Raw genomic sequence first — 22166 nt, 5'->3', positions numbered from 1 at the left:
GGCCCCGCCCGACGGCAGATCGTCGCATGCTCGAAACAATGCCGCACGGGGTACACCCCGCTGGGAGCGCCGGCGCCGCGGCACGTAGGAACGAAGGATGCCCACCACCGTGTTCTGCCTGCACGCCCTCGGATCGAGTTCCGAGGAGTTCGTCGGGCTGCGGTCCCGCCTCGCCGGGACGCTCGACCTGGTCGGGATCGACCTGCCCGGGTTCGGCACCAGCACGGCCGCGACCGGCACCACCGTCGAGGAGATGGTCGTGCTCGTCGAACGTGCGATCGGCCGGAGCGGTGCCACCGACTGGGCGCTGATCGGGCACTCGATGGGCGGGAAGGTGGCGTCCGTCGTCGCCTCGCGCACCGTCGACGGCAGCAACGGCCTGTTCGGCCTGCGTGCCGTGGTGCTGCTCGCCGCGTCGCCGCTCTCCCCGGAGCCGATGGACGAGGAGCGCCGGCAGACCATGCTCGACTGGGCGTCGGACGGCGAGATCGGCCCGGACGAGGCGGATGCGTTCGTCGACGCCAACACCGCGTCCCGCCTCGACCCGGAGCCGCACGCGATCGCCGTGCACGACGTCGAGCGCGCCGTCCCGCAGGCCTGGACCGACTGGCTCGTCCGCGGCAGCCGCGAGGACTGGTCGACCGTCTTCCCGCCGAACCCGGTCCCCGCCCTGGTGCTGGCCGGCGCCGAGGACGGCGACCTCGGCCCCGAGGCCCAGCGGACGCTGAACCTGCCGCACTGGACCGCGGGCGAGTTCGACGCGGTGCCGGACGCCGCGCACCTGCTGCCGTGGGAGCAGCCCGACGCCGTCGCCGACCGCATCCGCGACTTCTGGCACCGTCGGGTCGACCACGGTCCGCTCGTCCCCGCCGAGACCGCCCGCGTCATCGCCTCCCCCCGCGTGAGCGCACGGACCCGCGGCATCCTCGCCGTCCGAGCGCTCCCGGACGCCCCGGACCGCGACCCGCGTGCCCTCACCCGCGAGCAGCTCGACACGTTGCGAGCCGTGGCCCGCGTCGTCGTCCCGCAGCCGGGCGACCGCCACCTCGACCTCGCGCTCCGCATCGACGACCAGCTCGCCGACGAACTCGGCGACGGCTGGCGACCGGACGGCCTGCCCGCCGACGTCGAGGCGTACCGTGCCGGACTCGACGCACTCCGCAGCGACGCCGCGCAGGGCGACGAGCACCTCGCCGGGGTGCTCGACGCGGTCACCGCGGGCGAGTACACACCGACGGCGGGCCCGCTCGACGGTTCGCAGCTGCGAGCCTGGCTCGAGGACGCCAGCGTCGACCTCGCCAAGCAGTGGATGGCGCACCCCGCGACGATGGCCGCGGTGGACTACGACGGCTTCGCCAACGGCGGCGACGGGCTGCGCAAACAGGGCTTCCTGCTCCTCGGAGCCGGCGAGCGCGAAGCATGGGAACCGACGGGAGCCGGACGATGAGACTCGACCACCAGCGCCACCACAGCGAGGACGAGGTCGTCGACGTCGTCGTCGTCGGGACCGGCGCGGGCGGCGCACCGCTGCTCGCGACCCTCGCCCGCCGCGGCCTCAGCGTCGTCGCGCTCGAGGCCGGCCCGAACACCGACCCGGAGCAGTACACGCCCGACGAGGTCGAGGCGCCCGGGGACATCAACTGGATGGACGAGCGGATCAGCGGCGGCAGCGCCCCGACCGCCTTCGGCCCGAACAACAGCGGGACCGGCGTCGGCGGCTCGACCCTGCACTGGGGCGCGTTCACACCGCGGCCGAACCAGCACGACATCCGGCTCCGCACCGACTCCGGGCAGGGCGAGGACTGGCCGATCGACCACGCCGAGCTCACCCGCTGGATCGAGGAGGCCGAGCACGACGTCGGCGTGGCCGGACCCGCGCACTACCCGTGGGACCCGGAGCGCCGCTACCGCATGGGCCCGCCGCCACGGAACGCCTCGTCGGACATGATGATCCGGGGTGCCGCCGCCGTGGGCATCACCGCCACGGACGCTCCCGTCGGCCTCACCACCGAGGACCGGCACCAGGAGCACCACGGGCTCCGCCAGGCCTGCGTGTCCTGCGGTTCCTGCCACCAGGGCTGCCGGAACGGGGCGAAGGTGTCGATGGACACCACCTACCTGCCCGCCGCCGTCGCGTTCGGTGCGGAGATCCGCGCCGAGGCGTTCGTGCACGGCATCGAGCTCGACGCCAGGGGCCGGGTCGAGGCCGTCGTCTACCGCCAGGACGGCCGCGACCACCGGCAGCGCTGCCGCACGCTCGTCCTCGCCGCGGGTGGCATCGAGACCCCGCGCCTGCTGCTGCACACCGGGATCGCGAACAGCAGCGGCCAGGTCGGCCGGAACTTCACCGCGCACGGGGCCACCCAGGTCTGGGCGACCTTCGACGAGTCGATGCGGTCCTACCGCGGGTACCCGTCGTCGATCATCACCGAGGACTTCGTCCGCCCGACCGACGCGGACTTCGCGGGCGGCTACCTGATCCAGAGCCTCGGCGTGCAGCCGCTGACGCTCGCCACCTCGCTCGTGCGGGGCGGCGGACTCCGCGGTGCCGCGCTCGTCCGGGCGCTGCAGGACTACCCGCGCATGGCCGGCGTCGGCATCAACGCCGAGTGCCTGCCGTACGACGACAACCGGCTCGTGCTCGCCGACGAGGTCGACGCGAACGGGGTGCCGAAGGCCCGCGTCACGTTCTCGCCCGGGTCGAACGAGGAAGCGATCACCCGCCACGCGGTCCGCACGATGACCGCGATCGTCGAGGCAGCGGGCGGCACGGACGTCCGGGTCCTCGACCGCACGGCGCACACCGTCGGCACGGCGCGGATGGGCACCGACGCGGGGAACTCGGTCGTGGACGCCGCTGGCCGGTCGTGGGACGTGCCGAACCTGTGGGTCGTGGACAACTCGGTGTTCCCGAGCTCCCTCATCGCGAACCCGGCGCTGACGATCATGGCGCTGTCGCTCCGCACCGCCGACCGGCTGCTCCGCGACGACGCCTCGTCCGACCGCGAGCAGGCCGCGACCGCCGTCGCCTGACGCGCGAGCCGAGGGACGGGAGGCGCGGTGCGGGCTCGCACCGCGCCTCCCGTCCGTCATCGGTGACGGTCAGTCGTCGGCGGGTGCCCGGTCCTCGATCGGCACCACGACCGGATCCGCCCGGCGCGCACGCATGCGCGCACGGCGGTGGACGTCGAGGTCGTCCTCCGGTGGGTCGTTCGCGTCCGATCCCACGAGCCAGGTGAGCCCGCGCAACCCGCGCCGGTCGTCGGAGACGAGTGCGATCGACCAGAGCGCGCCCTCGTGCTCGGCGGCACGGCGCTGGGCCCAGTCGACGGCCTGCAGGACGTCGGCCTCGAGCAGGTCGGTCGTCTCCGTCGCGAACACGTCGCCGTCGGGGCGTTGGACGTACACGCGGAAGCGCGGGCGCGGGTCCTCCCACGTGCTGTCGCGCTCGTCGACCTCGATGACGTCCATCCCCCGAGCCTACGAGGCCGGTCAACCGCGGGTGCGCGCCAACCGCCGGTTCAGCGCCCCGTTCAGCAGCGCCACGAGCAGCCCCACCGCGAAGACCAGCGTGCCGAAGCACAGCACCTGCGGCGGCATCCCGGCCTTGGCGGCGCCGTACACGAACAGCGGGAACGTGACCGAGGGCCCGGCGACGAACGAGGTGATCACGTAGTCGTCGATCGACATCGCCAGCGCGAGCAACCCCGCGGCCAGCATGCCCGGCGCGAGCAACGGCAGGGTCACGAGCCGGAACGCCTGCAACGGTGTCGCGCCGAGGTCCCCCGCGGCCTCCTCGAGCGCCCGTGACGTCCCCGCGATCCGCGCCCGGAGGACCACGACGACGTAGGCGACGTCGAACGCCACGTGCGTGAGCAGGATCGTCAGGAAGCCGGTGCCGAGCCCGACCGACAGGAAGAACGACAGCGACGCGGACCCGACGACGATCGACGGCGCCGCGATGTCCGCGAACACGACGGCGTTCACGGCACCGCGCCCGGGGAACCGGTAGCGCTCGAGCGCCAGGGCCAGCGGCAGGCCGATCGCGACCGAGATGATCGCGGCGAGGAAGGCGATGACGACCGAGGTGACGAACGCCTGTCCGAGGCCGGAGACGTTCACGAGGTTCGCGTACCAGTAGGTCGTGAACCCGTTCCACGCGAACGACAGCCGGTTCGTCGGGGCGTCGTTGAACGAGTACACGATCATGTAGACGATCGGCACGAGGGTGATCGCGATGGTGACCCAGTACACGATCGCGAGCCACGGCCCGCGGCGGTTCACCCCGTGCCGGCCGGGTCGGCGCGCGGCCGTCCCGGTGGCGGGTGCGGCGGGAGCGGTGGCGCGGGGCGGTGCGACGGCGGTCATACGAGGTCCTCGAGGTCGTCGGTGCCGGAGACGCGGGCGTAGATGAACAGGATGATGCCGAGCACGACCATGAGCACGGTCGAGAGCGCCGCGGCGACGTTGTACTGCTGGTTGCCGGAGTAGGCGTCCTGGATCGCCTGCCCGATCGTGTACGTGTTCGTGCCGCCCAGGAGCGCCGAGTTCACCGGGTCGCCCACGCTGTCGATGAAGACGAGCAGGACACCGGCGAAGATGCCCGAGCGGGACAGCGGCAGCGTGGTGTGCCAGAACGCCCGGACCTTGCCGGCGTAGAGGTCGTTCGCCGCCTCGCCGAGTCGGGGGTCGATGCGTTCGAGCGCGGCGTAGATCGGCAGCACCATGAACGCCAGGTCGTTGTAGGCGTCGCCGAAGACCACCGCGCCACCGGTCCCGAGGATGTGGAAGTCCTTGCCGGCCAGGCCGATCGCCTGCAGCGCCGTGACGACCGGCCCCTGCGAGGCGAGCACGAACGCCCACATGTCGGTGCGGATGACGAACGACACGAGGAAGCTCACGAACACGAGCATGAGGAGCGGGTTCTTCCACCGCGGCGACACCCGGAACGCGATGAAGTACGCCACCGGGTACCCGACGATGATCGTCACGACGGTCGCGGCCGCGCCGTACCAGAGCGACCGGCCGAGGAACGTCAGGTACGGCACCTGCGGGTCGCTGAACAGCGAGCCGTAGATCCCCCAGTTCCACGTGAACGTGTAGCCGTCGTCCGGGTTGCCCGACATGAGCGAGACGATGAGTCCCGACACGAGCGGGATGACGAAGAACACGGCCAGGTACGCGGTGCCGACGACGGCGAGCAGGAACGGCACCCGCAGGCGACGACCGTGCCGCACGGGCGCGGGTCCCGGTCCGGCCCCGAGACCGGCGGTCCCGGCCGTCCCGACGGCGCTCACGACTGCACCACCGCGTTGAAGATGCCGTTCCACTCGGAGTACTCGTCGTAGTTCTCGAACACCCGGAACTCGTGCGACTTGTCGAGCACCTCGGACGACGGGAAGACCAGCGGGCTGTCCGCCACGGTGGGGTCGTCCAGCTCGTCCCGGACGTAGTCCTCGGCGGCGGGCACCGGGCAGACGTAGTTGACGTAGTCCTCGACGATGCCGGCGATCTTCGGCGTGTAGTAGAAGTCCATCCACTCCAGGGCCGACACCGGGTTCGCCGCCTGCCGGGGGATCATGAGGTTGTCGTGCCACATCATCTGGCCTTCCTCCGGCGTGACGAACTTCAAGTGCTCGAACCCGGACTGCTGCGCCTGGAACACGTCGCCGGACCACGCCTGGGTGATCCAGGTGTCACCGTTCTCGAGCTTGTTGATGTAGCTCTGGTCGTAGAACCCGGTGACGCTCGGGCGGAGCTTCCGCAGCCAGTCCTGGGCCGTCCGCCAGTCCGCGGGGGTCGAGGTCTCCGGGGCGATGCCGTTCGCGAGCAGCCCGAGGGACCCGAGCTCGGTGTTGTCGCTCATCAGCCCGACGCGGCCCCGGAACGCCGGATCGAGCAGGTCCTGGAACGACGTGATCTCGCGGTCGATGTACTTCGGGTTGTAGGCGATCCCGGTGAACCCGGTCTGCCACACGACCGAGTGCTTGTTCCCGGGGTCGTAGGTCGGGTCCTTCACGGAGTCGCCCGCGTTCGCCGCGAAGTTCGGCAGCCGCGAGTGGTCGAGCTCGCACACGAACCCGTTCTTGATCATCTGCGTCAGCTCGAAGCCGTTCGTCATCACGACGAGGTCGTAGCCGGTCGCCCCCTGCGCGCGGAGGATCGGTGACACCGTCGCGTAGAACGTCGCGTTGTCCTGGATCACGGCCTGGTAGTCGACCGAGATCCCGGTGGCCCGCTCGAACAGCTGGATCGACTCGGACTTGCCGTGGTCGGAGTCGATGTAGAGCGGCCAGTTCGCGAAGTTGAGCTGCTTCGTCGCCTGCTGGTCCTTCCAGAACCGCTCCCAGTCCACCGGGTGCTCGGCGAGCGACGCCGCCGACCCCTTGATGCTGCAGCCGGCGAGCAGTGCGGCGACCGCGGCGGCCCCGCCGCCCGCGAGGAACCCGCGACGGCTGACGCGTGCGGACGTCAGTCCGCGCACCAGGTCCGGCCGCGGACTCACGCGACGACCCCCGCGGTGGCGGGTGCGGACTGGAGGCGCGGGTCGGCTCCGGCGGTGACGGTCGCGTCGGACGCGGGGTGCGCCTCCAGGCCGAAACCGTGGTCGACGCCCCACGTGAGCCACACCTCGGTACCGGTGGCGATGCGCGGTCCGCCCTTGGAGTTCTGCGCGAAGACGGAGACGCGGCCCGCGCCCGGCACGTCCACGAGGTACTGGGTGCTGACGCCGGAGAACGACACGTCGACCACACGGCCGGGGCCGAGGATGTTGCGACCGGCCTCGGGTGCCGGCTCGGCGGTGCGGATCTTGAGCTTCTCGGGACGGACGCCGACCACCACGTGTCCGGTCGTCGCGACGGCCCGGTCGGTCGGGACGGCGATCGTGCCGGCCGCGGTCGCGACGACGAGGAGTCCGCCGTCGGTGCCGCGGACCTCGCCCTCGAGCAGGTTCGACTGCCCGAGGAAGTTCGCGACGAACGCCGTGCGGGGCAGCTCGTACAGGTCCTGCGGGCTGCCCATCTGCTCGATGCGGCCGCCGTTCATGACGGCGACCGTGTCGGCCATCGTCATCGCCTCCTCCTGGTCGTGCGTGACGTGCAGGAAGGTGAGACCGACCTCGGCCTGGATCGTCTTCAGCTCGAGCTGCATCTGGTGCCGCAGCTTGAGGTCGAGGGCGCCGAGGGGCTCGTCGAGCAGGAGCAGGGCCGGGCGGTTCACGATCGCGCGGGCGAGGGCGACGCGCTGCTGCATGCCGCCGGACAGCTGCGCCGGACGCTTCGACGCCGAACCCTCGAGCTCGACGAGCCGCAACGCCTCGGTCGCCTTCGTCATCGGGTCCGGGATGCGCCGGCGCTTCAGCCCGAACGCCACGTTCTCGAGCACGCTCATGTGCGGGAACAGCGCGTAGTTCTGGAACACCGTGTTGACCGGCCGCTGGTACGGCTTCGTGTCGGTGACGTCCCGTCCGCCGATCGTGATCGTGCCGCTCGTGGGCTCCTCGAGGCCGGCGACGAGCCGGAGTGTCGTCGTCTTGCCGCAGCCGGACGGGCCGAGCAGCGCGAAGAACGAGCCGGCCGGGACGGTGAGGTCGAGGGTGTCGACCGCGGTGTGGCCGGGGAAGGACTTGGTGATCCGGTCGAGCCGGAGATCGGCTCCCGATTCGGCGAAGGTGCCGGTCATTGCCATGGTGCCTCCTGCTGCTCGTGCTGCTCGGGGTCGGGTTCGGGCTCAGCCGATGTAGGACATGACGTGCTTGATGCGGGTGTAGTCGTCGAACCCGTACTGGGACAGGTCCTTGCCGTAGCCGGAGTGCTTGAAGCCGCCGTGCGGCATCTCGGCGACGATCGGGATGTGGGTGTTGATCCACACGCACCCGAAGTCGAGGTCGCGGGCGAAGCGCATCGCCCGCGCGTGGTCCGTCGTCCACACCGAGCTCGCCAGGCCGTACTCGACGCCGTTCGCCCACGCGAGGGCCTGCTGCTCGGTCGAGAAACGCTGGACGGTCTGCACCGGGCCGAAGATCTCCTGCTGCACCGCGCGGTCGTCCTGCCGGAGCCCGGAGACGATCGTCGCCTCGTGGTGGAAGCCGCGGTCGCCCAGGCGGTGGCCGCCGAGCTCGATGGACGCGTGGTCGGGGAGGGTGTCGATGAACGACCGGACTTGAGCGAGCTGGGCCGCGTTGTTCACCGGGCCGAAGTACGGGCTCGGTGCGTCCGGACCGGTCTGCGCGTCGGTCCGCGCCGCCTCGGCGAGCGCCGCCACGAACTCGTCGTGGATGCCGTCCTGCACGAGCAGGCGGGTGGCGGCGGTGCAGTCCTGCCCGGCGTTGAAGAAGCCGGCGGCGACGATGCCGGCCACGGCGGCGGGGACGTCGGCGTCGTCGAACACGATCACCGGGGCCTTGCCGCCGAGTTCGAGGTGGGTCCGCTTGAGGTCACCGGCGGCGGCGCGGGCGACCTCGATGCCGGCGCGGACGGAGCCGGTGATCGACACGAGCTGCGGCGTGGGGTGGTCGATCATCGCGGCACCGGTCGTCCGGTCCCCCACGACGACGTTGAGCACGCCCGACGGCAGGAACTCCGCGGCGACCTCGGCCAGCAGCAGGGTCGACAGCGGGGTGGTGTCGCTCGGCTTGAGCACGGTCGTGTTCCCCGCGGCGAGCGCCGGCGCGAACTTCCACACCGCCATGTTCAGCGGGTAGTTCCACGGGGTGACCTGGGCGACGACACCGATCGGCTCGCGGCGGACGAACGACGTGTGGTCGGTCATGTACTCGCCGGCGCTCCGCCCCTCGAGGTTCCGGGCGGCGCCGGCGAAGAAGCGGATCTGGTCGACGGACAGCAGGATCTCGTCCTCGACGAGGGTGGCGCGGGGCTTCCCGGTGTCGAGCGACTCGAGGTCGGCGAACTCCTCCGCCCGCTGCTCCATCGCGTCGGCGATCCGGAAGAGCGCGAGCTGTCGTTCCGCCGGTGTGGTGCGGCCCCACGTCCCGAACGCGCTGCTCGCCGCACGGAAGGCCGCGTCGACGTCGGCGGCGCTGGACACCGGCGACGTGCCGTAGACGTGCTCGTCGGTCGGGTCGATCAGGTCGAAGGCCGCGTCGGCACGGACCTCGACGGACGCGCCCCCGATGAAGTTCCGGACCTCGCTCGTCTTCGTGGTCTCCCGCATGGCGGCGATACTGGCACGGAAAAAGCCGGTTCGGAAGACTTGTAACAACGGAAATCGTCGTGAAACACGGTGTTCACAACGGATTCCCTTGCTTTCTGGGCGATGGCGCTGCAATGCTGTCCGGCATGGCGGCAGCACCACGACGTCCGGGACCGATCGACGACACCTCGAAGCGGATCATCGAACAACTCCAGGCGGACGGGCGCCGTCCGTACGGCGAGATCGGCAAGGCGGTCGGTCTCAGCGAAGCGGCGGTCCGGCAGCGCGTCCAGAAGCTGACCGAGACCGGCGTCATGCAGATCGTCGCGGTGACGGACCCCCTGCAACTCGGGTTCCACCGCCAGGCGATGATCGGCATCCGGGTCAGCGGCGACACCCGAACCGTCGCCGACGAACTCGAACGGCTCCCGGCGGTCGACTACCTCGTCATGACCGCCGGGAGCTTCGACCTCATGGTCGAGGTCGTCTGCGAGGACGACGACGACCTGATCGAACTCCTGAACGGCACCATCCGGGCGATCCCGGGCGTGGCCGGCACCGAGACCTTCGTCTACCTGCAACTCCGCAAACAGCTCTACGACTGGGGAACGCGATGACCATCTCCGAACGACCCACCACCCGTCTCGGCTCGTACGACCCGTTCGCACCGGTGGACGACGCCGCGCTGCAGCAGAAGTCGCGCGACCACCTGTGGATGCACTTCGCCCGGCACGGTGCGAACCAGGCCGGTGCCGACGTGCCGATCATGGTCCGCGGCGAGGGGCACCACGTCTACGACAGCCACGGCAAGGAGTACATCGACGGGCTCTCCGGCCTGTTCGTCGTCGCCGCGGGCCACGGCCGGAAGCGCCTGGCCGAGATGGCCGCCAAGCAGGCCGAGACGCTGTCGTTCTTCCCGATCTGGTCGTACGCGCACCCCGCGGCGATCGAGCTCGCGGACCGGTTGGCCGACCACGCCCCCGGCGACCTCAACAAGGTGTTCTTCTCGACCGGCGGCGGCGAGGCCGTCGAGACCGCGTTCAAGCTCGCGAAGTACTGCTGGAAGCTCCGCGGCAAGCCGATGAAGCACAAGGTCATCTCCCGCGCGGTCGCGTACCACGGCACCCCGCAGGGAGCGCTCGCGATCACGGGCATCCCGGCGATGAAGCAGATGTTCGAGCCGCTCGCGCCGGGTGGCTTCCGCGTGCCGAACACCAACTACTACCGCGCCGCCGAGATGGGCTTCGCCGGCGAGAGCGAGGAGGAGTTCGGCTTCTGGGCGGCCGAGCGCATCCGCGAGATGATCGAGTTCGAGGGTCCGGACACCGTCGCCGCGGTCTTCCTCGAGCCGGTGCAGAACTCCGGCGGCTGCTTCACCCCGCCGCCCGGGTACTTCCAGCGGGTCCGCGAGATCTGCGACGAGTACGACGTGCTGCTGGTCTCCGACGAGGTGATCTGCGCGTTCGGTCGGATCGGCACGATGTTCGCGTGCGACACCTACGGCTTCGTGCCGGACATGATCACGTGCGCGAAGGCGATGACCTCGGGCTACTCCCCCATCGGCGCGACGATCATCAGCGACAAGCTCTTCGAGCCGTTCTCCACGGGCGACACGACCTTCTACCACGGCTACACGTTCGGCGGGCACCCGGTCTCCGCCGCCGTCGCGATGGAGAACCTCGACATCTTCGAGGAAGAGGGGCTCCTGCAGAACGTCCAGCAGAACGCCCCGCTCTTCAAGGCCGAGCTCGACACGCTGCGCGACCTGCCCATCGTCGGGGACGTCCGTGGTGACGGGTACTTCTACGGCATCGAGCTCGTGAAGGACAAGGCCACCAAGACGACCTTCGACGACGCCGAGTCGGAGCGCCTGCTCCGCGGGTTCCTGTCGAAGGCGCTGTTCGACGCCGGGCTGTACTGCCGTGCCGACGACCGCGGCGACCCCGTCGTGCAGCTCGCGCCGCCGCTCACCATCGGGCAGCCGGAGTTCCGCGAGATGACCTCGATCCTGCGGAGCGTCCTGTCCGAGGCCTGGACGAAGATCTGACCGTGACCGGCTACCGGGGCGTCTCGTTCTGGCTCGACGCGCTCGTCACGAGTGGCCGCGACGACCTGACGCCCCGCCCGCCGCTCGACGGCGACACCACCGCGGACGTCTGCATCGTCGGCGGTGGACTGACGGGTCTCTGGACCGCGTGGTACCTGCACCAGGCCGACCCGCGCCTCCAGGTCGTCGTCGTGGAACGCGAGATCGCGGGCTTCGGCGCGTCCGGACGCAACGGCGGCTGGTGCTCCGCACTGTTCCCGCGGTCCGCCGAGGCGATCGCCCGCGAGCACGGCCGCGACGCGGCCCTCGCCCTGCGTCGAGCGATGCGCGACACCGTCGACGAGGTCGGGCGCGCAGCGTCCGAGGCCGGAGTCGATTGCGACTACGTCAAGGGCGGCACCGTCCTCTACGCGCGCTCCGCCGTGCAGGAACGCGCGGCCCGCGACGAGGTCGCCGCCTCGGCCGCGTGGGGCGACGACATGACGTACCGCGACGCACGCCCCGGCGATGCCGCCGGATCGGCCGGTGTCGCGTGGACACCGGACTGCGCGCGGGTCCAGCCCGCAGCGCTGGTGCGCGGCCTGGCGGCGGACCTGGAGGCGCGGGGCGTCCGGATCGCGGAGCACACGCCCGCCGTGTCGTGGGGTCCAGGGCACGTGGTCACGTCGCGCGGGACCGTCACGGCCGGTGCCGTGGTCATCGCGGTCGAGGGCTACGGCGCGCAGCTCGAGCAGACGAAACGGCGCATCCTGCCGCTGTACTCGCTCATGATCGCGACGGCACCGTTGCCCGCGGCGGTGTGGGACCGCGTCGGGCTCGAGCACGGGCAGACGTTCTCGGACTACCGGCACCTGCTCGTGTACGGGCAGCGCACGGCGGACGACCGACTGGCGTTCGGCGGGCGCGGAGCCCGCTACCACTGGGGGTCCGCGATCACCCCCGGCTACGACCGGGTACCACGCGTGTTCGAACACCTGCGGCGGTCCTTGGTCGAGCTGTTCCCCGCCGTCGCCGACGCCCCGGTCACCCACACGTGGGGCGGACCCCTCGGGGTGCCCCGTGACTGGTGCGCCTCGGTCACCTGGGACGGCCACGTCGGGACCGCCGGCGGCTACGTCGGCGACGGCCTGTCCACGACGAACCTCGCCGGACGGACGCTCGCCGACCTCGTGCGGGGTGTGTCCTCGCCGCTGACCGCGCTGCCGTGGGTGAACCACCGGTCGCCGGACTGGGAGCCGGAGCCGCTGCGGTTCCTCGGGGCGAACGCCGGACTCGTGGCCACCGACCTGGCCGACCGCGAGGAAGCACTGACCGGACGGCCGAGCCTCGCCGCCCGCCTGATGGCACCGCTGACCGGAGGACACTGATGGCTGCACGCGATGCCGACGTCGTCGTCGTGGGGGCCGGGGTCGCCGGGCTCGCCGCTGCTCGAGCGCTCGTGCAGGGCGGGCAGCGCGTCGTCGTGCTCGAAGCACGCGACCGCATCGGTGGCCGCACCTGGACCGACGACGAGATCGGGGTGCCGGTCGACCTCGGAGCCTCGTGGATCCACGGCATCGAGGGCAACCCGCTCTGGTCCCTGGCGTCCGCGTTCGGGATCGAGACCGTCGAGTTCACCGTCGGCAGCTTCCAGTTCGACGGGCGGCCGATCGGCTGGCACGCCCCGTCCGGACGGCGGTTGACCGCGCCCGAGGCCGCGTCGTTCGTCGCGGACCTGCACACCGTCGACGCGGCCCTCGCCGCGGTGGTCGCCGACGCCCCGCCGCCGGCGACCTACGCGTCCGCCGTCGACACCGCGCTGCGGTCCCTGCAGTGGCAGGGCGACCGGGCCGCGCGGATCCGCGAGTACACGGCGCACCGCTCCGAGGACCTCTGCGGAGCCCCGGTCACCGTGCTCGACGCGCACGGGCTCGACGAGGAGCACGTCGCCGGCGACGAGGTGGTGTTCCCCGGCGGCTACGCCCAGTACGCGCACGCCCTGGCGGCCGGGCTCGACGTGCGGCTGTCCTCCGTCGTCGCCGCCGTGCGCTCGTCGTCCTCGGGCGTGGTCGTCGGGCTCGCCGACGGGACGACCGTGTCCGCTGCGGAGGTCGTCGTCACGGCACCCCTCGGCGTGCTGCAGGCCGGCGCGATCACGTTCGAGCCACCGCTCGAGCCCGCGGTGCTCGACGCGATGGGCCGACTCGGGATGGGCGTCTACGACAAGGTGTTCCTGCGGTTCCCCGAGCGGTTCTGGGGCGAGTCGTGGGTGGTCCGCCAGCAGGGGCCGGCCGGAGTCGACTGGCACTCCTGGTACGACATGTCCCGCGTGACCGGTGAACCGGTGCTCGCGGCGCTCGTGGGCGGTGCCGGCGCGCGGCGGATCGAGTCGCTGCCCGATGCCCTGGTCGTCGACGAGGCGGTCGAGGCGCTGCGCCGGATGTTCGGGCCCTCGGTCCCGCAGCCGGACGGCGTGCGGATCACCCGGTGGGCGGCGGACCCCTTCGCGCGCGGGTCGTACTCGTACCTGCACGTGGGGGCGTCACCGGACGACCACGACCTGCTCGGCACCCCGTCGGGGCGGGTGCAGCTCGCCGGTGAGGCCACGTGGGGCGACGACCCCGCGACCGTGCACGGGGCGCTGCTCTCCGGGCTGCGGGCGGCTGGGCGGTTGCTCGGGCACGAGGTGTCGGCCGGGTCGTTGGCGGGGCCGCTGCCCGGCTGACGGACGGGGCCGGTGTCGGCCGGTTCCGGCCGACACCCGCCGGCCGGTCGGGCGTGACGCTCCGTCAGTCGAAGGCCGGGGTGTCCGCCGAGCACCGCACCGCGTCGCCCGGCCGCGCCGACGTCTCGCTCGCGATCTCGCGCTTCCCGTCGAGCAGGATCCGGCACGTCGCCGTGGCCCCGGCGCCCGGCGTCGCCCGCACCGACGCCCGCTGTTCGGCGAGGACGATCGCGTCGTGCTCCCAGCGCGACCCCTCGCCGTCCGAGGACCCGGTCTCCTGCGCGTCGAGCCGGTGTACCGCGGGTGCCTCGCCGCGCCGCTCGGCACCCTCGACGCGCACGTCGGTGAGGGCGGCCCCGCTCGGCTGGTCGACGCGGACCTCGTAGGTCACTGACCAGGCATCGCCCGTCTGCTGCTGGACGAAGCTGCACCCGGTCGCGAGCACCGCGACGGAGCCGGCGACCACGGCGGCGGCGAGGAGACGGACGGTGGGACGGTTGCGTTCGGACATGCCACCAGCCTGCGCACCGACCGCCCGCGGATCGTCCCCCGGGCGACGCGACCCCGTGCGACGTCGGATCGATCCCGGGTCCTCCGAGCGGTTGACATCGGCTCCGTCCGCCCGCGCGGTCAGTACCGTCGACCGCATGGGAACCGTGCTGCCAGGCGTGATCGCGTTCGTCGTCGGGGTCGTCCTCGCCGTCGGTGCGCTCGTGCCGTGGACGGCGTGGGAGTACCGCCGTCACGGACAGCTCGGCTTCCGACGCTCGCTCGTCGCGTTCGGCACGCTCGTCTACGCCCTCGCGCTCGTCACCTACACGCTGCTGCCGCTGCCCGACGACGTCGCGACGATGTGCCGGAACGCGGCCTCGCCGCAGCTGACGCCGTTCGCGTTCCTCGGGGACGTCGCGAAGGAGGGCGGGATCTCCGGACCCCGGTCCCTGCTGTCCAACCCGGCGTCGGCGCAGGTCCTGTTCAACGTGCTGCTCTTCGTGCCCCTCGGCGCACTCGCCCGGCACGCGGTCGCCCGGAGGCGCGTGTTCGCCGGCCTGCTCGTCGGGCTCGGCGCCGGGTTCGTGGTGTCCCTGCTCATCGAGACGACGCAGCTCACCGGCGACTGGTTCCTCTACCCGTGCTCGTACCGCCTCTTCGACGTCGACGACCTGCTCGCGAACACGACCGGCGCCGTGGTCGGCACGCTGCTCGCCCCGCTCGTGGGACTGCTCGCCGGGTCCGGGCGGCCCACCGACGCGGACGCCCCGCGCCCGGTCACCGCGGCACGACGGTTCTCCGGCATGCTCGCCGACGTGCTGGCGATCTGGCTCCTGTCCGGCACGCTGAGCGTCGGGACCGCCCTGGTGTGGGCGATCGCCGGGCGGGACGACCAGGATCCGGTGCTCGGCACGCTCATCACCGCCGGTGCACTGGTCGCCCCGTTCGCACAGCTCGTGGTCGTGCTCGCGACGGGCCGGACCCTCGGTGAGCACGTCGTCCGGCTCCGTCCGGCCCCGACTCCGGGGACCGGGAGGCGCGTGGTGCGCTGGGCGCTCGGCTCCGGCGGGTGGGCGGCACTGCTCGCCCTGGACGTCCCGTTCTCCGCGTTCCTCGCCTTCGTGCTCGCGGTGACGTCGGTCATCGCGGTGTGGGCGACCCGCGGCCGGCGCGGGTTCGCGCTCGCGGTGATCCGGGCGGAGGTCGAGGACGACCGGGTACCGGCGCGCGTCGGCTGAGCGGGTCCGACGGGTGCCCCGCGCCGGCGAGGGCGCGGGACACCCTGGGCTCAACCCTTGCGCCACACGTCGTGCAGGAACCGGGCCAGGGTCACGAGCAACGTCGCGATCCCCAACCACGGCACCTGACGGCGTCGACGCGGTTCGTCGTCGGAGGACATCCGAACCACCTTCCGTGTCAGCGCCGGCGGACACGAAGAGCAGGGGCCGAGGGACGTGCGACCCGACGGTGATCGGGCTACACTGGTTCCGAGTTCAAGCTCGGGACGCATCGTGTCCCTCGTTCTCCACTCGGAGAGCAAATCGAAGCCCATCGCTGTTTCCCCAGCGGTGGGCTTCATCCTTGCTCGGGCCACGATCCGGCGGTGACGCGGCCCGCCACCAGCCTACTGATGTTCCATGTTCCGGTGAGAGCGACACGGGGGTCGCGCTGACCGGACCCTCACGGGTCGCACGGGCCCGGAACGGTGTTCGAGTGCCACACTCGGAGCCGTGACGACGACGCGGACCACACCCCGGCACGAGCACCGCGGGCCGGTCGCCGTCGCCGTGCTGGTGAACCTCGCGCTGAGCCTGTTCCTGCCCGACGAGGTCCTGTTCTTCCCGTCCTGGGTGGTCCCGCTCCTCGGGGTGCTGCTCCTCACCCCGCTCATCGTGTTCAACCCTCGGCGGCTGACCCGTGAGACCACCTGGTCGCGGTGGCTGTCCACGGGCCTCGCGGTCCTGCTGACCGTCGCGAACCAGCTGACCGTCGTCCGCACGATCGACGAGCTGCTGCACGGGCACCCCGACGGCGGCGCGGTGCTCCTGACCGCCCTGCAGGTCTGGGTGAGCAGCATCATCGCGTTCGGGCTCGTGTACTGGGAGCTCGACCGGGGCGGCCCCGTCGCCCGACGGCAGCCAGGGCTGTGGGTGACCGACCGCGCCGACTTCCAGTTCCCGCAGGAGACCGACCCGAAGACAGCGGCCTGGCGGCCGGTGTACCTCGACTACCTCTACGTCGCGCTGACGAACATGATGGCGTTCAGCCCGACGGACACGATGCCGATGACCATCCGGGCGAAGATGATCATGGCCTACCAGTCGATCGGCGGGTTCATCCTGCTGGCGCTCGTGATCTCGCGCGCGGTGAACATCATCAGCTGACCGAACTCCCGACGAGCGACTCCGACACGTCCCAGAGCCGAGCGGCGTCGTCGTCACGGAGCAACGGCGCCCACGGCTTCCGACGGCCTGCCGGTCCGCCGAGCTGCCCGGGTCCGGTCGGACCGACGAAGCCTCCGTCGAGGTCGGCGTCGGTCGCCGCGAGGAGGGCCGGCTCGGCCGCCGAGGCCGGTGTCCCGACGAGGAGCCCGCGCGCCGACAGCCAGCGGATCAGCCGGACGGCCACGGTGTCGCCCGAGCGTCCGATCTCCGGTCGTGCGGCGAGCAGGCTCGTGGGTGCGACGCCTGGGTGGCTGACCGCACTCGTGATCCCCCACCCACCGGCCCGGCTCCTCCGACCGAGCTCGAGGGCGAAGAGCGCGCACGCGAGCTTCGACTGCCCGTACGCCCGCGCGACGTCGTAGTCCCGCTCGGACTGCAGGTCGTCCCACCGGATCGAGGCACGCTGCGCCGCCACGCTCGACTGCATCACGACGCGGCCACCAGCGGCACGGAGCAGGGGGAGCAGGGCGCCGACGAGTGCGACGTGCCCGAGGTGGTTCGTGCCGAGCTGCAGCTCGAAGCCGTCCCGGGTCGTCTGCCGCTCCGGCGGGTTCATCACGCCGGCGTTCCCCACGAACACGTCGATCGGCGTGCCCTCGGACCGCATCCGCTCCCCGAGCGTCGACACGGACTCCAGCGAGGAGAGGTCCAGGTCCTCGAGCAGCACGGATGCATCCGGGTGCTGCGCGGTGATCCGGGCGACGGCCGCCGCTCCCTTGTCGCGGTTGCGCACCGGCACGACCACCTCCGCCCCGGCGCCGGCGAAGCGCGCGGCGATCTCCAGTCCGATGCCGTCGCTCGCTCCGGTCACCAGGACCCGGCGCCCGCCGAGGTCCGGGAGGGTGAGTCGTTCGTTCCGTGCCATGGTCCGCCTCTTCCGTCGTGGTGAGCACCCGATCCGGCACCCGAGACGATCGTCGCCGTGTCGTGGACGCGCAACCACGGCCTGACGATCCGTGGCTGCGGTCGACGCCCCGGGAGAGGATGGGCGCATGATCGACCGAGCGTCCCTCGCGGACTTCCTCCGCAGCCGTCGGACGGCCCTGCAACCCGAGGACGTCGGCCTGCCCCGGGGCCAGCGCCGTCGAACGAGCGGGCTGCGGCGCGAGGAGGCGGCGCTGCTGAGCAACATGTCCGTCGACTACTACGCGCGGCTGGAACGGGAGCGCGGACCGCAGCCGTCCGACCAGATGCTCGCGTCGATCGCGCAGGGCCTGCGCCTCACGATCGCGGAGCGCGACCACCTCTTCCGCCTCGCCGGACACGAGCCCCCGACCGCGGCGTCCGGCGGCGACCACGTCAGCCCCGGCATGATGCGCATCTTCGACCGACTCGCCGACAGCCCGGCCGAGATCGTCACCGAGCTGGGCGAGACGCTGCAGCAGACGTCCCTCGCCGCCGAACTCACCGGTGACGCCAGCGGCCGACGGGGCGACGACCGGAGCATCGGGTACCGGTGGTTCGCCGACCCGGCGTCCCGGGACGTCCACCCGGTCGAGGACCACCCCTTCCTGTCCCGGATGTACGCCTCGGGTCTCCGCACCGTCATCGCTCGCCGCGGACCCGACTCCCGGGCCGCACACCTGGCCGAACGGCTGCTCGCGACGAGGGAGGAGTTCCGCGAGGTCTGGGCGCGCCACGAGGTCGGCATCCGCCCGCGGGATGTGAAGACCTACCGCCACCCCGAGGTCGGGCTCCTCACCCTGCAGTGCCAGGTGCTGCAGGACCCCGACAGCTCGCAGAACCTGCTCGTGTACACCGCCGAACCCGGCAGCGAGACCGCCGAGCGACTCCGGCTGCTCGCCGTGGTCGGCTCGGCGGTCGGTCGTGCCTGACCTCGCAGGTCGTCAGGCGCCGTGTGCCTCCTCGGCCACCGGCTGCCACTCGCGCCAGGTCGCCAACCGCGATTCGTAGTCCCGCTCCGCGATGCCGAGCGGCGCCTTCCCGAAGAACACCCGCAGCGGCGGCTCGTCCGCGTCGACGACCTTCAGGATCGCCGACCGGGTGGCCTCCGGCTTGCCGGGATCGGCAGCGGACGGGCGCTTGGACGCGGCCTCGCGCACGTCGGCGTAGGCGGCGATCTCCTCGCTGTGCTTCGAGGACGGACCGGACCAGTCCGTCGAGAACCCACCGGGCTCGACGAGGGTGACGTGGATGCCGAAGCCCGCGACCTCCTGGGACAGCGACTGCGAGATCCCCTCGAGCGCCCACTTCGACGCGTGGTACGCCCCGACCGTCGGGAACGCACTGATCCCGCCGATGCTCGACACCTGGACGATGTGTCCGGACCCCTGCTCGCGCATGATCGGCAGCGCCGCCTGGGTGACCCAGAGCGCACCGAACAGGTTCGTCTCGAGCTGCGCGCGCACCTCGTCCTCGGTGAGCTCCTCGACCATGCCGAAGTGGCCGTAGCCGGCGTTGTTGACGACGACGTCGAGGGAGCCGAAGTGCTCGGCGGCACGCTGGACCGCGGCGATGTCGGCTGCACGGTCGGTGACGTCGAGCTGCAGTGCGAGGAACGTGTCCGGGTACTGGTCGACGAGGTCGTGCACGTCGTCGGGGTTGCGGGCGGTCCCGGCGACGGAGTCCCCGCGCTCGAGTGCCGCTTCCGTCCACTCGCGGCCGAAGCCCTTGGACGCGCCGGTGATGAACCAGGTCTTGCTCATGTGTCCTCCTGTTGTCTGACCGGATCAGCCAACGCCCGGGGCACGGGTGTCACCTCGACGCCCGGGGGACGCGCGCGCCGACCGGACAGCCCCTCGGGCGACACCGACTCACGCCCGGGGCGCCGCGAACTCCAGGTTGACGTCGTCCGGGTCCTGCACGGACAGGATCACGAGCCCGAACGGCGGCAGGTCGGTCACCTCGCCGTGCTCGATCCCCGCCGCGTCGAGCCGGCCCACCGCGGCGTGCAGCTCGTCGACCGAAGCGACCCGGAACGACACGTGGTCGAGGCCGACCCGGTCGGCGTCGAACCGGTCCCCCGCCGGCGCGACCGGCCGCAGGCCCAGCGTCTGCCCGCCGAACGTGAAGGAGCACCCGCCGTAGGTCCGCCACGGGTCGTCGTGGATCGTCGGGTCGTCGATCTGGTCGCTGAAGTCGCTCCCCGGTGGCATCCCGAACAACCGCTCGTAGAAGGCCTTGCTGCGTCGGATGTCGGTGACCGTCAACCGGACGTGCGAGAAGCCGAGCGGTGTGACGATGGGTTCGCTCATGCGTCCACACAACACCTCGAGGGGGTTGCGCTCGTTGATCATGCGATCAACAATGGCGTCATGGACGTCATCACCGGCACACCGCAGCGGTCTCCCCTGCACGAGGACACCGGCCGACCCCGACGCCGGGTGCGCGTCGGCCTCGTGCAGTCCCGGTGGCTCGAGGATCCCGCGGCCCACCGTGCCCAGCTCGCGAACGGCATCGCGACGGCAGCGGCGAACGGCGCCACCGCGGTGTTCCTCCCCGAACTGACGCTCTCGCGCTACCCGGGCGACACCCCCGCGACCGGCGCACCGAAGGAGTCGGCCGAGTCGCTCGAGGACGGCCCGACGGTCGCGTTCGCTCGCGCCCAGGCGGCGGAGCACGGGGTGTTCGTGCACGCCTCGCTGTACGAGCGTCCGGCCGCCGACGACCGGCCCGAGGACCCGCGCGGCTACAACACGGCCGTCCTCGTCGCGCCGGACGGCACGCTGGTCGGTCGGACGCGCAAGACGCACATCCCGATCAGCGCCGGCTACTACGAGGACACCTACTTCCGCCCGGGCACCGACGCCGACGCCTTCCCGGTGTACGAGCCGGCCGGACTCGGCGCCCGTGTGGGCCTGCCGACCTGCTGGGACGAGTGGTTCCCCGAGGTCGCGCGGTCGTACGGTCTCGCCGGCAGCGAGGTCCTCGCGTACCCGACGGCGATCGGGTCCGAGCCGTCGTTCCCCGCGTTCGACACCGCCCCGATCTGGCGGCAGGTCATCGTGGCGAACGGCATCACCTCGGGGCAGTTCATGGTGGTCCCGAACCGCTGGGGCGACGAGGGCGACATCACCTTCTACGGCTCGTCGTTCATCTCCGACCCGTTCGGCCGCGTCCTCGTCGAGGCACCGCGCGATGCGAGTGTCGTGCTCGTCGCGGACCTCGACCTCGACGCCCGCACGGAGTGGCTCCGGCTCTTCCCCTTCTACGTCACGCGCCGTCCGGACCTGTACGGCACGCTCGTCGCCCCCGTCGACGAGGAACGCCACGCGTACGGCGCACGCGACGCGATCGACGCGGCCATCGCCGTGGCGGCGACCCCCACCGGACGCGAGGTGCGCGCATGACGTGGGCCATGCCTCCCGAGACCGCCCCGCAGGAACGCACCTGGATGGCGTTCCCGCGGCCCGGGCTCACGCTCGGCGACGACCCGGCGAGCGCCGAGGCGGCGCGTGCCGTCTGGGCGGCGACCGCGAACGCGATCAGCGAGTACCAGGCCGTCACCGTGGTCGTCGACCCGGTCGCGCGCGACGACGCCCGACGCCTCCTGTCCGGCGCCGTGGACGTGCTCGAGGCGCCCCTCGACGACTTCTGGATGCGCGACATCGGTCCGACGTTCGTGGTCGACGACGTGACCGGGGCCCGTGGCGCGGTGGACTGGGTCTTCAACGGCTGGGGCGCGAACCCGTGGTCGACGTGGACGCGCGACGCCGAGGTCGCCGCCACCGTCGCCGCGGCCGCGGGCGTGGAACGGATCCCGTCACTGCTCGTGAACGAGGGCGGGGCGATCCACGTCGACGGGACCGGACGCGTCCTCGTCACCGAGACGGTCCAGCTCGATCCCCGACGGAACCCCTACGCCGACCGCGCGCGGGTGGAGCAGGAGCTGGCGCGGACGATCGGCGCGACCGACGTGGTCTGGCTGCCCCGTGGCCTCACCCGCGACTACGACGGCTTCGGCACCCGGGGGCACGTCGACATGGTGGCGACCTTCGCCGGCGCCGCGATGGACACCGTCCTGCTGCACGCCCAGCCGGACCCCGGCCACCCGGACCACCTCGTGATGCCGATCGTCCGGCGGGCGATCGAGGACGCGACGGACGCCACCATCGTCGAGCTGCCCGCACCCACGACGCTCGCCGACGCCGACGGACCCGTCGACTGGAACTACGTGAACCACGTGGTGGTGAACGGCGCGGTGATCGCGTGCGGCTTCGGGGAGCCGACGGCGGACGAGCGGGCGCGGGGGATCCTCGCGGACGTGTACCCGGGGCGCGAGGTGCGGACGATCGACGCGCGCGAGGTGTTCGCGCGGGGCGGTGGGCTGCACTGCATCACGCAGCAGGAGCCCGCGGCGCAGTAG

At 72.0% G+C, this 22166-nt stretch carries 21 protein-coding genes; 11 read left to right on the top strand and 10 right to left on the bottom strand.

Annotated features, from left to right (window positions below; genetic code table 11):
- Positions 1–97 precede the first annotated feature (97 nt).
- Both BM028_RS07725 and BM028_RS07720 read left to right on the top strand, forming a co-directional pair.
- Positions 98–1447: an alpha/beta hydrolase gene (locus BM028_RS07725; RefSeq protein ID WP_092385662.1), complete on the top strand. Its 1350-nt coding sequence runs from the start codon at positions 98–100 to the stop codon at positions 1445–1447.
- The gene (locus BM028_RS07720; protein WP_092385660.1) at positions 1444–3033 is read left to right on the top strand and encodes a GMC family oxidoreductase; all 1590 of its coding nucleotides are present in this window, start codon (positions 1444–1446) and stop codon (positions 3031–3033) included. Before BM028_RS07725 ends, BM028_RS07720 begins: the two co-directional genes overlap by 4 nt.
- Before the next feature lie 69 nt (positions 3034–3102).
- Here BM028_RS07720 and BM028_RS07715 read toward each other — a convergent pair whose 3' ends face one another.
- Genes BM028_RS07715 through BM028_RS07690 form a run of 6 tightly spaced genes read right to left on the bottom strand, consistent with a single transcriptional unit; the run spans position 3103 to position 9174 of the window.
- Positions 3103–3471, bottom strand: coding sequence for a hypothetical protein (locus BM028_RS07715; RefSeq protein ID WP_092385658.1), 369 nt, complete (start codon positions 3469–3471; stop codon positions 3103–3105).
- 21 nt (positions 3472–3492) lie between these two features.
- A complete protein-coding gene (locus BM028_RS07710; RefSeq protein WP_070417422.1) occupies positions 3493–4368 on the bottom strand; it encodes an ABC transporter permease in 876 nt (291 codons plus the stop codon).
- On the bottom strand, positions 4365–5297 hold the full coding sequence (locus tag BM028_RS07705) for an ABC transporter permease (protein WP_217647236.1): 933 nt from the start codon (positions 5295–5297) through the stop codon (positions 4365–4367). Before BM028_RS07705 ends, BM028_RS07710 begins: the two co-directional genes overlap by 4 nt.
- A complete protein-coding gene (locus tag BM028_RS07700) occupies positions 5294–6505 on the bottom strand; it encodes an ABC transporter substrate-binding protein (protein WP_092385656.1) in 1212 nt (403 codons plus the stop codon). The genes BM028_RS07705 and BM028_RS07700 overlap by 4 nt, the downstream gene beginning before the upstream one ends.
- On the bottom strand, positions 6502–7689 hold the full coding sequence (locus BM028_RS07695) for an ABC transporter ATP-binding protein (protein ID WP_092385654.1): 1188 nt from the start codon (positions 7687–7689) through the stop codon (positions 6502–6504). The genes BM028_RS07700 and BM028_RS07695 overlap by 4 nt, the downstream gene beginning before the upstream one ends.
- 42 nt (positions 7690–7731) lie before the next feature.
- On the bottom strand, positions 7732–9174 hold the full coding sequence (locus BM028_RS07690; RefSeq protein ID WP_092385652.1) for an aminobutyraldehyde dehydrogenase: 1443 nt from the start codon (positions 9172–9174) through the stop codon (positions 7732–7734).
- Positions 9175–9287: 113 nt separating this feature from the next.
- On the opposite strand from BM028_RS07690, the gene BM028_RS07685 reads away from it, so the two are divergent.
- The 4 genes from BM028_RS07685 to BM028_RS07670 are packed head-to-tail and all read left to right on the top strand — an operon-like array spanning position 9288 to position 13904.
- Positions 9288–9770: an Lrp/AsnC family transcriptional regulator gene (locus BM028_RS07685; protein WP_070417426.1), complete on the top strand. Its 483-nt coding sequence runs from the start codon at positions 9288–9290 to the stop codon at positions 9768–9770.
- Complete coding sequence (locus BM028_RS07680; protein ID WP_092385650.1) at positions 9767–11200, top strand: aspartate aminotransferase family protein; 1434 nt, start codon at positions 9767–9769, stop codon at positions 11198–11200. Before BM028_RS07685 ends, BM028_RS07680 begins: the two co-directional genes overlap by 4 nt.
- Positions 11201–11202: 2 nt before the next feature.
- Entirely contained in the window at positions 11203–12567 is a 1365-nt protein-coding gene (locus BM028_RS07675; RefSeq protein ID WP_092385648.1) for an NAD(P)/FAD-dependent oxidoreductase, read from the top strand.
- Positions 12567–13904 carry a flavin monoamine oxidase family protein gene (locus BM028_RS07670; protein ID WP_092385646.1) on the top strand — a complete coding sequence of 446 codons (1338 nt, stop codon included), beginning with the start codon at positions 12567–12569 and terminating at the stop codon, positions 13902–13904. The genes BM028_RS07675 and BM028_RS07670 overlap by 1 nt, the downstream gene beginning before the upstream one ends.
- 64 nt (positions 13905–13968) lie before the next feature.
- On the opposite strand, the gene BM028_RS07665 is transcribed toward BM028_RS07670, so the two are convergent.
- Positions 13969–14415: a hypothetical protein gene (locus tag BM028_RS07665; RefSeq protein ID WP_092385644.1), complete on the bottom strand. Its 447-nt coding sequence runs from the start codon at positions 14413–14415 to the stop codon at positions 13969–13971.
- A gap of 136 nt (positions 14416–14551) precedes the next feature.
- Here BM028_RS07665 and BM028_RS07660 point away from each other — a divergent pair, with 136 nt between their 5' ends.
- Both BM028_RS07660 and BM028_RS07655 read left to right on the top strand, forming a co-directional pair.
- Positions 14552–15634 carry a VanZ family protein gene (locus tag BM028_RS07660; RefSeq protein WP_175496020.1) on the top strand — a complete coding sequence of 361 codons (1083 nt, stop codon included), beginning with the start codon at positions 14552–14554 and terminating at the stop codon, positions 15632–15634.
- Between the two features lie 492 nt (positions 15635–16126).
- Positions 16127–16780, top strand: a complete 654-nt coding sequence (locus BM028_RS07655; RefSeq protein WP_070417431.1) for a DUF1345 domain-containing protein — start codon at positions 16127–16129, stop codon at positions 16778–16780.
- Here the strand turns inward: BM028_RS07655 and BM028_RS07650 are convergent.
- Positions 16773–17705 (bottom strand): SDR family oxidoreductase, encoded by a 933-nt coding sequence (locus BM028_RS07650; RefSeq protein ID WP_092385640.1) that lies wholly within the window; start codon positions 17703–17705, stop codon positions 16773–16775. The two genes, BM028_RS07655 and BM028_RS07650, sit on opposite strands and share 8 nt — an antisense overlap.
- Before the next feature lie 127 nt (positions 17706–17832).
- On the opposite strand from BM028_RS07650, the gene BM028_RS07645 reads away from it, so the two are divergent.
- Positions 17833–18675 carry a helix-turn-helix transcriptional regulator gene (locus BM028_RS07645; protein WP_092385638.1) on the top strand — a complete coding sequence of 281 codons (843 nt, stop codon included), beginning with the start codon at positions 17833–17835 and terminating at the stop codon, positions 18673–18675.
- A gap of 12 nt (positions 18676–18687) precedes the next feature.
- On the opposite strand, the gene BM028_RS07640 is transcribed toward BM028_RS07645, so the two are convergent.
- Both BM028_RS07640 and BM028_RS07635 read right to left on the bottom strand, forming a co-directional pair.
- Positions 18688–19506 carry an SDR family oxidoreductase gene (locus BM028_RS07640; RefSeq protein WP_092385636.1) on the bottom strand — a complete coding sequence of 273 codons (819 nt, stop codon included), beginning with the start codon at positions 19504–19506 and terminating at the stop codon, positions 18688–18690.
- 108 nt (positions 19507–19614) lie between these two features.
- On the bottom strand, positions 19615–20055 hold the full coding sequence (locus tag BM028_RS07635; RefSeq protein WP_092385634.1) for a VOC family protein: 441 nt from the start codon (positions 20053–20055) through the stop codon (positions 19615–19617).
- A 60-nt stretch (positions 20056–20115) separates the two neighbouring features.
- Here BM028_RS07635 and BM028_RS07630 point away from each other — a divergent pair, with 60 nt between their 5' ends.
- Both BM028_RS07630 and BM028_RS07625 read left to right on the top strand, forming a co-directional pair.
- Entirely contained in the window at positions 20116–21150 is a 1035-nt protein-coding gene (locus BM028_RS07630; RefSeq protein ID WP_092385632.1) for a nitrilase-related carbon-nitrogen hydrolase, read from the top strand.
- Positions 21147–22166, top strand: coding sequence for an agmatine deiminase family protein (locus BM028_RS07625; protein WP_092385630.1), 1020 nt, complete (start codon positions 21147–21149; stop codon positions 22164–22166). Before BM028_RS07630 ends, BM028_RS07625 begins: the two co-directional genes overlap by 4 nt.

This window comes from Curtobacterium sp. YR515 (assembly GCF_900113095.1).
GTDB lineage: Bacteria > Actinomycetota > Actinomycetes > Actinomycetales > Microbacteriaceae > Curtobacterium.
The sequence above is the reverse complement of the archived record's forward strand: the minus strand, read 5'-3'. Positions and strand labels throughout refer to the sequence as shown.